General features: G+C 70.1%; 7 protein-coding genes. 4 read left to right on the forward strand and 3 right to left on the reverse strand.

Translation table 11 applies throughout. From position 1 onward, the window contains the following. A partial coding sequence (locus D452_RS0120940; protein WP_017546099.1) for a DivIVA domain-containing protein occupies positions 1-1,123 on the reverse strand: 1,123 nt, incomplete at its 3' end. Positions 1,124-1,553: 430 nt separating this feature from the next. Further along, the gene (gene mce / locus D452_RS0120945; RefSeq protein WP_017546100.1) at positions 1,554-2,012 is read right to left on the reverse strand and encodes a methylmalonyl-CoA epimerase; all 459 of its coding nucleotides are present in this window, start codon (positions 2,010-2,012) and stop codon (positions 1,554-1,556) included. Between the two features lie 85 nt (positions 2,013-2,097). On the opposite strand from mce, the gene D452_RS0120950 reads away from it, so the two are divergent. Further along, complete coding sequence (locus D452_RS0120950; RefSeq protein ID WP_017546101.1) at positions 2,098-3,285, forward strand: acetyl-CoA C-acetyltransferase; 1,188 nt, start codon at positions 2,098-2,100, stop codon at positions 3,283-3,285. A gap of 106 nt (positions 3,286-3,391) precedes the next feature. Then, entirely contained in the window at positions 3,392-4,351 is a 960-nt protein-coding gene (gene meaB, locus D452_RS0120955; RefSeq protein WP_017546102.1) for a methylmalonyl Co-A mutase-associated GTPase MeaB, read from the forward strand. 187 nt (positions 4,352-4,538) lie between these two features. Here meaB and D452_RS0120960 read toward each other — a convergent pair whose 3' ends face one another. Further along, the gene (locus D452_RS0120960) at positions 4,539-6,218 is read right to left on the reverse strand and encodes a glycosyl hydrolase family 18 protein (RefSeq protein WP_017546103.1); all 1,680 of its coding nucleotides are present in this window, start codon (positions 6,216-6,218) and stop codon (positions 4,539-4,541) included. Between the two features lie 348 nt (positions 6,219-6,566). On the opposite strand from D452_RS0120960, the gene D452_RS0120965 reads away from it, so the two are divergent. Beyond that, positions 6,567-7,088, forward strand: a complete 522-nt coding sequence (locus D452_RS0120965; RefSeq protein WP_017546104.1) for a MarR family winged helix-turn-helix transcriptional regulator — start codon at positions 6,567-6,569, stop codon at positions 7,086-7,088. Positions 7,089-7,165: 77 nt separating this feature from the next. Further along, positions 7,166-8,896, forward strand: a complete 1,731-nt coding sequence (locus D452_RS0120970; protein WP_017546105.1) for an acyl-CoA mutase large subunit family protein — start codon at positions 7,166-7,168, stop codon at positions 8,894-8,896. The last annotated feature ends 56 nt before the right edge of the window (positions 8,897-8,952 follow it).

The following is an 8,952-nucleotide window of genomic DNA, read 5'->3' on the forward strand; positions in this document are numbered from 1 at the left end:
GACGCAGCTGCTGGAGGTGCGACTGGATGCTGTCCCGCTGGCGGTTGAGCTCGTCGACCTCCTTCTTGGCGGCCGTCATGATCCGGTTGGCCTCGGACTTGGCGTCACCGAGCTGGTGCTCGGCCTTGGACTTGGCCTCGGCCTCGATCTGACCGGCGTTCTTCTTGGCGTTGCTGACCAGCTGCTTGGCGTGGTTCTCGGCGTCGCGGCGGGTCTGCTCGGCCTGCTGGCTGGCCTTGGTGGCGCGCTGCTCGGCGCTGGAGGCGCGCTCCTCGGCCTCGTTGACCATCTTCTGCGTGGCGGCCTGGGCGGCGGCCAGACGCTCGGCGTCCTGGCGCTCGGCCTCGGCACGGCGGTCGGCCAGCTGGAGCTCGAACTGGTCCTCGGTCTCGGTGCGGCGGGCCTCGGACTCGGCGTACGCGCGCTCGGCGTTCTTGCGCAGCTCCTCGGCCTGGCTCTTGGCCGACTGGATCGTCTCGTCGCGCTCCCGCTTGGCGGCGGCGCGGGCCTGGGCGCACTCACGCTCGGTGGTGGTGCGCAGCTTGGCGATCTCACCCTCGAAGGTGGCGCGCTTCTCGGCGATCTCGTGGTCGACGGCCGAACGCTTCTTCTGCACCTCGCGCTCGGTGGTCGAGGCCAGCTCGTCGGCCTCGCGGCGGGCGGTGGTGCTGATCTCCTCGGCCTCGGACTCGGCGGCCTGGCGCTGCTCGTCGGCCTCACGCTGGGCCAGCGTGCGGACCTCGGTGGCCTCCGACTCGGCGGCCGCGCGCATCTCGGCGGCCTCGATCTGGGCGGCCGAGCGGATGTCGTTGGCGTCGATCTGGGCGCTCTGCACCAGCTCGTTGGCCTGCTCCTCGGCGAGGCGCAGCAGCTCCTCGATACGGGAGCCCAGGCCGGAGTAGGAGGGGCGCTCCCGCTCCTGGAGCTGGCGGTTCTTCGCGTTCAGCTCGGACTTGGCCTTGTCGAGCTGCTTGTTGGACTGCTTGACCTCGTTGCGCAGCCCGTCCAGGTAGTCCTGCACCTGGGTGCGGTCAAAGCCACGCAGCACCACGTCGAACTCTGGCGGGGTGTTGTCTTCGTCGAAGATGTTGTTGAGCTGGGTGTCAATGTTGTTTGACGACATGTGGCGGAATCCTGAACGGGTGCGAGACGGCTACTTGCAAACTGCCGGGGGCGGCAGGAGGGCGGCTGCTGTGTGCCCCCGGGGGGCGGGTTTTCGCCCGGAGGGGCGCGAGCCGGGACGCGGGCGGACCGGTGCGACGGGGTTCCGAGCTCCCGTGATGACCCTGACCGCCTCCGACGGTCGCGTGGATGTGGTGGACACCCGGATGCGACCGTCCCGGCTCACTGACCGGACTGCAAGACATGGACCACGCCGGATGCGAACACATCCGGCAGCTAGCCGACTTTATCAAGCAGGACACCCCTGGGAAGGGGGTTTCGGGCAACTTCCGGTGGGGTCCGTGGTCAACCGAGCCACGGGAACTCAAGCTGTGATGAGTCCGGAACTTCCCCGTGACGTGAATCGGCCGACCACTTCCCTCAGCATGGCGCTAGTGGGCGCTCTGCACCAACTCGGTGAGGACTCCGCCGCAGTCCTTCGGGTGCAGGAACACGATCCGCGAACCGGCGGTACCGGAGCGCGGCTCGGCGTCGAGCACCCGTACCCCGTGTTCGGCCACCCCGGCCGCGCTCGCGGCCACGTCGCCGGTGCCGAACGCGATGTGGTGCACGCCCTCGCCGTTGCGGGCCAGGAACTTCGCCACGGGGGAGTCCTCCCGGGTCGGCTCCAGGAGTTGCAGGTACGTGGCGCCGCCGTCGTCCGTGCCGTTGATCCGGAGCATCGCCTCGCGGACGCCCTGCTCCTCGTTGACCTCCTCGTGCTCCACCTCGAACCCGTACGTGGTCCGGTAGAACTCGACGGACGCGTCGAGGTCGCGGCAGGCGATCCCCACGTGGTCCAACCGGGTCAGACCCGCGAATGGGCCGGTGGGGCTGGGTGCGTCACTCACTGGCGAACCTCCCGAACGTCGCTGGGACCTGTGTGGGTATCGTTGCAGACCAGCTGAGACACCCATCACTTGGAGGCCAGTTAAGATGCCCGGTTCCGTCATCGTCGGTGGGGCCCGGACCCCGACCGGCCGTCTCCTCGGCTCCCTCGCCGGGTTCTCCGCCGCCGACCTGGGCGGCTTCGCGATCAAGGCGGCGCTGGAACGCGCCGGGATCAGCGGAGACCAGGTGGGATACGTGGTCCTGGGACAGGTCCTCCAGGCGGGCGCCGGGCAGATCCCCTCCCGTCAGGCCGCCGTGAAGGCGGGCATCCCCATGGACGTCCCGTCCGTGACCATCAACAAGGTCTGCCTCTCCGGCCTGGACGCCATCGCCCTGGCCGACCAGCTCATCCGCGCGGGCGAGTTCGACATCGTGGTCGCGGGCGGCATGGAGTCCATGACCAACGCCCCCCACCTGCTGCCCAAGTCCCGCAAGGGCTACAAGTACGGCTCCGTCGAGGTCCTGGACGCCACCGCGCACGACGGCCTCACCGACGCCTTCGAGGGCGATTCGATGGGTGCCTCCACCGAGCGCCACAACGGCAAGCTCGGCATCGAGCGCGCCGAGCAGGACGCCTTCGCCGCCCGCTCCCACCAGCGCGCCGCGGCCGCTGCCGAGCAGGGCCGGTTCGACGCGGAGATCGTCCCCGTCGAGATCCCGCAGCGCAAGGGCGACCCGGTCGTGTTCTCCCACGACGAGGGGGTCCGGCCCGACACCACCGTCGAGAGCCTGGGCAGGCTGCGTCCCGCCTTCGACAGCGACGGCACCATCACCGCGGGTTCCTCCTCGCAGATCTCCGACGGCGCCGCCGCCGTGGTCGTGATGAGCCGAGCCAAGGCCGAGGAGCTCGGCGTCCCGATCCTCGCCGAGATCGGCGCGCACGGGAACGTCGCCGGTCCGGACAACTCCCTGCACTCCCAGCCCTCCAACGCCATCAGGCACGCGCTCACCAAGGCGGGCAAGGAAGTGGGGGACCTGGACCTCATCGAGATCAACGAGGCCTTCGCCGCGGTCGGCATCCAGTCCACCAAGGACCTCGGTGTCTCTGAGGACATCGTCAACGTCAACGGCGGCGCCATCGCGATCGGTCACCCGATCGGCGCCTCCGGAGCCCGCATCGCCCTCCACCTGATCCACGAGCTGCGTCGCCGCGGCGGCGGGCTCGGCGCGGCCGCTCTGTGCGGCGGCGGTGGCCAGGGCGACGCCCTGCTGTTCACGGTGCCCGGGGAGTAGCACCCGTCCGGTCCGTGCGCGGGCCGGTCGGGAGTGAGATCGTACGGGGCGGGGGCGTCGGGCCACCGCCCCGACACATGTCCGCAGGTCGAGGTCGAGGAGTCGCATGAACGCCCCCCAGTTGGTCGAACGGGTTCGCGGGGGTGACCGCCGGGCACTGGCCCGCGCGATCACCCTGGTCGAGAACGGTGCCGCCGAACTGCGCGAGATCATGGCCGGGCTGGCGCCCCACACAGGACGGGCCCGCGTGGTCGGCTTCACCGGCTCGCCCGGGGTGGGCAAGTCCACCACGACCAACGCCGTGGTGCGCGCGGTGCGCTCCCGCGGCCTGTCGGTCGCGGTCCTGGCGGTGGACCCCTCCTCGCCGTTCACCGGCGGCGCCCTGCTCGGTGACCGGGTGCGGATGCAGGAACACGCCACCGATCCGGGCGTGTACATCAGGTCCATGGCCAACCGCGGGCACCTGGGCGGGCTGTCCTGGGCGGCCCCGCACGCCCTGCGGGTGCTGGACGCGGCCGGGTTCGACGTGATCCTCGTGGAGACGGTCGGCGTGGGCCAGGCCGAGGTGGAGATCGCCGGTCTGGCGGACACGACCGTCGTGCTGAGCGCCCCCGGCATGGGCGACGGGGTGCAGGCCGCCAAGGCCGGGGTGCTGGAGGCCGCCGACGTGTTCGCGGTGAACAAGGCGGACCGGGACGGCGCCAAGGTGACCCTTCGCGAGCTGCGGCAGATGATCGCGATGAAGGACCGCTCTGACGACGAGTGGAAGCCGCCGATCGCCATGACGGTGGCTGCCAAGGACGAGGGGATCGACGAACTCTGGGGGCGGGTGGAGGAGCACCGCGCGCACCTGGAGAAGTCCGGGGAACTCGCGTCGCGGCGCCGTCGGCGCGCACGTGACGAGGTGGAGGCGATCGTGCTGGACCTGCTGCGCGCCCGGATGGGTGGTGTGGGCTCCGAGCACGGACTGGACGATCTGGCCCGGGAGGTCGCGGCCGGTGAGCGCGACCCCTACGCCGCCGCGGACCTGCTCCTGAAGGAGCTCGGCGCCGCCACGGGGGAGTAGCGCGCTCCCTGCCCGGATCGCCGGAGTTCCCGTCCTCGAAGTACCGGATCGACCCCGGACACGAGGCGGCCGGGGCGGACCGTCGCACGTCGGTCCGCCCCGGCCTGGCGGCGGTGCTCCCCGGATCAGAGCACCGACGCCGCTGGTTCCCGCCACCGGCCTCGACCGGAGGCGGGGGTCCTCGGTCCTACCCGACGAGCGCCGTGTCGATGGCGGCCATCAGGCTGCCGTCGGTGTCGTCGCCGTCGATGGACCAGATCATGACTCCGCCGAGGCCGTTGTCCGTCACCCAGTCGGTCTTCTGGGTCATGGCGGTCTCGTCGTCGAAGGTCCAGAAGGTCTCTCCGTCGTAGAGCCAGGCCGTTCCGAGGTCGTCGGAGCGGAACAGGTCGTAGCCGGGAAGCTCCTTGAGGTTGCGGTACTCCTCGCTGCCGTCGGCGTAGGTGCCGGAGGCGGGGCCCGTGGCGGGCTGGAAGAGCCCGTCTCCCTCAGGGCCCGGTTCCACACCGGTCCAGCCCTGCCCGTAGAAGGGCACGCCCAGGACCAGCTTGTCGGGGTCGACGCCGCGGTCGAGGTAGGCCTGCATGGTGGTCTGGGTGGAGATCACGTCACCGGGGTCGCGCGGGTCGGGGACCAGGTTGGACTGGTGGTTGGTGACCGACTCCCAGGTGCCGTGGTAGTCGTAGCCCTGGACGGTGATGTAGTCCATGTTGGGCATGATCTCGTCCAGCTCGAAGCCGGTGTCGATGCGCCAGGGGCCGGCGGGCATGAACGCGCTGATCTCGTAGTGGCGTTCGGTCTCGGCGCCGAGCTCGTCCAGCTGGTCGCGGAATTCCTGGACCAGGGCGGTGAAGTTCTCCCGGTCCTCGGGACGGACCACGTTGTGCGGGTTGCCGTCGGAGGCGGGCCACTCCCAGTCGAGGTCGATGCCGTCGAAGACGCCGTAGCCGACGCCCTCGCCGCCCGCCCCGTCGATGACCGGGAGGTTCCCCTTCAGGTACAGGTCGACGCAAGAGCTGACGAGCCGCTCACGGGACTCGGGGGTGAGCGCGGCGTCGGAGAAGTGCTTGGACCAGTTCCAGCCGCCCAACGAGATGTTGACGATCAGGTTGGGGTACTGCTCCTTCAGCTTGCGGAGCTGGTTGAAGTTGCCGCGCAGGGGCTGGCCGGGGCCGTCGGCGGCGCCGTCGACGCTCTCCGAGGCGGGGACGGCCCGGCCGTAGTCCGCGCGGGCGTCGCCTTCCTCGGGCTCGTTGGTCATGAAGCACTCGCCGTCGGGGCCCACGTTGCCGAACGCGTAGTTGATGTGCGTGAGCTTCTCGGCACTGCCCGAGTCGACGAGGTCGCGGACGCCGTAGCCGCGCTCCTCCACGCCCCACTGGGTGAAGTAGGCGATGCTGCGGCTGCCGTGCTGGGGCCCCTCGTCGGGCTCTCCCGCGCACGGGGCGCCGTTGACGGTGCAGTCGAGGAGGTGGCTGTTGCCGCCGGTGTGGACGCCGTTGAAGCCGAACTGGTAGGTGCCGCCGGCGGGGATCGCCGCGCCCCAGTGCGGAGGGGTCACGGTGTAGCCGTCCTGGGCGGTGCCCACGAGGGTGGCGTTCCACAGCTGGTGGACGCTGCTGCCCTCGGGGAGGTCGAACTGCAGGGTCCAGTCGGTCAGGTCCGCCCCGGAGGCGTTGTGGACGGTGATCTCGCCGGTGTAGCCGGTGTTCCAGCGGGCCGACTCGACGTAGGTGACCCTGAGGTCGGAGGGCTCGGCGCTTTCGGCGCCCTCTGCGGCCACGGGCGGGACGAAGAGAGCGAGTGGCGCCACCAGCGCGGCGGCGGCCGCCACCGAGAGGTGGGTTCTGAATCGTCGTGAGCTCACGTCGCGAGGTCTCCTGGGGGGAGGGGTCAAGGCCCGAGGGGGCTTCTGCGGCCCTGACGTGGGGGGATAAATTTTTAGGAAACTTAACTAATAATTACGGGCCCCGTCAACGCCCCGCCGGGAAGTTTTCGCCGAGCCGCATCGGATTCAGGGAGGGGGACCGGTCTCCTCCGGGTGATCCGTCGAGTTGACGGGCCGGACCAGTGGCCCCGAGCGGAAAGTGTCCCCTTCCGGCCACGGAACCCCCCTTGTCGGTGAGGCGACGATGTGCTTCCCCGTTCCGGGCCGACTCGGAACACCGTCCAGCGCCCACCGAACACGGCCTAGAGTGACGGCGTGGGAAACCCTTTGAACCTTCCGTTCGACCCGATCGAGCGCGCTCACGACAACTGGAGTCAGAGATGGGGAGCCTCGCCCGCCATGGCGGCGGTCACCTCCCTCATGCGCGCGCAGCAGCTCCTCATCGGCGAGCTGGACGGCACTCTGAAGCCGTTCGGCCTGACCTTCGCCCGGTACGAGGCGTTGGTCCTGCTCACCTTCAGCTCCTCCGGCTCGCTGCCGCTGGGCAAGATCGGTGAGCGGCTGATGGTGCACCCCACCAGCGTCACGAACACCATCGACCGGCTGGAGGGGCAGGGCCTGGTGCTCCGCCGCCCCAACCCGAGCGACGGTCGGGGCGTGCTGGCGGAGATCACCGAGGCTGGGCGCGAGGTCACGGAGGAGGCCACCCAGGCGCTCCTCGGTATGGACTTCGGGGTCGGCTGCTACTCCGACGAGGAGCTCTGGGGCGTGCACCAGCTGCTCACCCGGCTCAGGGTGGACTTCGGTGACTTCCCCGCCCCCGTGGCCGAGGCGGCGGAGCGGCGCTGACCGGGCCGTCCACCCGCGCACGTGCGCCGGGGACGCCCTGTCTGTACTTATTTAGTTGGACGTCCTACTATCTTGGTATGGCGAACACCACAGGAGAGCCCACCGACGGCGGCGGGGCCCAGGAGATCGAGGCCGGGCGCGATCGCTGGCAGCGCCGCTACGACTCCGCCCGCAAGCGCGACGCGGACTTCACCACGCTGTCCGGGCGTCCCCTCGAACCCGTCTACGGGCCCCGGCCCGGCGCGGAGGTCCCGGGCTTCGAGCGCGTCGGCTGGCCCGGTGAGTACCCGTACACCCGGGGCCTGTACCCCACCGGGTACCGGGGCCGCGCCTGGACCATCCGCCAGTTCGCCGGGTTCGGCAACGCCACGCAGACCAACGAGCGCTACAAGATGATCCTCGCCCAGGGCGGCGGAGGACTCTCGGTCGCCTTCGACATGCCCACCCTGATGGGCCACGACTCGGACTCACCGCAGGCCCTCGGCGAGGTCGGGCACTGCGGCGTGGCCATCGACTCCGTCGCCGACATGGACCTGCTCTTCGACGGCATCCCCCTCGGGGAGACCACCACGTCCATGACGATCAGCGGACCGGCCATCCCGGCCTTCTGCATGTACCTGGTCGCCGCCGAGCGCCAGGGTGTCGACACCGGCGGCCTCAACGGCACGCTCCAGACCGACATCTTCAAGGAGTACATCGCCCAGAAGGAGTGGCTGTACCCGCCCGAACCCCACCTGCGCCTCATCGGCGACCTGATGGAGTACTGCGCGGAGCACATCCCCGCCTTCAAACCGCTCTCGGTCTCCGGCTACCACATCCGCGAGGCGGGGGCCACGGCCGCGCAGGAGCTGGCCTACACCCTGGCCGACGGGTTCGGCTACGTGGAGCTGGGCCTGTCCCGGGGCCTGGACATCGACCGCTTCGCACCCGGACTCTCCTTCTTCTTCGACGCCCACATCGACTTCTTCGAGGAGATCGCCAAGTTCCGCGCCGCCCGCCGCATCTGGGCCCGCTGGATCCGCGACACCTACGGCGCGAAGACCGAGAAGGCCCAGTGGCTGCGGTTCCACACCCAGACCGCCGGGGTCTCGCTCACCGCCCAGCAGCCCTACAACAACGTGGTGCGCACCGCCGTCGAGGCGCTCTCCGCCGTGCTCGGCGGTACCAACTCACTGCACACCAACGCCCTCGACGAGACACTGGCCCTGCCCACCGAGCAGTCCGCCGAGATCGCCCTGCGCACCCAGCAGGTCCTCATGGAGGAGACCGGGGTGGTCAACGTCGCCGACCCGCTCGGCGGCTCCTGGTACGTGGAGGCGCTCACCGACGAGATCGAGGCCGAGGCGGAACGGATCTTCGAGCAGATCCTCCGCATGGGCGGGGGAGAGGACGCCGAACACGCCATCGGCCCGATGACCTCCGGCATCCTCGCCGGGATCGAGAACGGCTACTTCAGTTCCGAGATCGCCGAGTCCGCCTTCCAGTACCAGCAGGCCCTGGAGAAGGGCGACAAGCGCATCGTCGGCGTGAACTGCCACACCGCCACCGTCTCCGGCGAACTCGACATCCTCAAGATCAGCCACGAGGTCGAACACGAGCAGAAGCGCGCCCTCACCGAGCGCCGGGCCGCCCGCGACAAGGACGCCGTGGACCACGCCCTGGCCCGCCTCCTGGAGGGCGTCCGCGCCGAGGACGGCAACCTCATCCCGCTCATCATGGACGCCGCCCGGGCCGAGGCCACCCTCGGCGAGATCTGCGCCACGATGGGAGAGGAGTTCGGCGGCTACACGGAGGACCCGCGGTTCTAGGAGTTCAGTGCCTTCTTTTTGGGGCCTCCGCTTCGCTTTGGCCCGTGTTCGGTGCC

This window comes from Nocardiopsis prasina DSM 43845 (genome assembly GCF_000341265.1).
GTDB classification, from domain to species: domain Bacteria; phylum Actinomycetota; class Actinomycetes; order Streptosporangiales; family Streptosporangiaceae; genus Nocardiopsis; species Nocardiopsis prasina.

Bases quoted from the DNA above. Each gene is read 5' to 3' on its own strand.
- D452_RS0120950 (WP_017546101.1), top strand. From the start codon at position 2,098: ATGCCCGGTTCCGTCATCGTCGGTGGGGCCCGGACCCCGACCGGCCGT.
- meaB (WP_017546102.1), top strand. From the start codon at position 3,392: ATGAACGCCCCCCAGTTGGTCGAACGGGTTCGCGGGGGTGACCGCCGG.
- D452_RS0120970 (WP_017546105.1), top strand. From the start codon at position 7,166: ATGGCGAACACCACAGGAGAGCCCACCGACGGCGGCGGGGCCCAGGAG.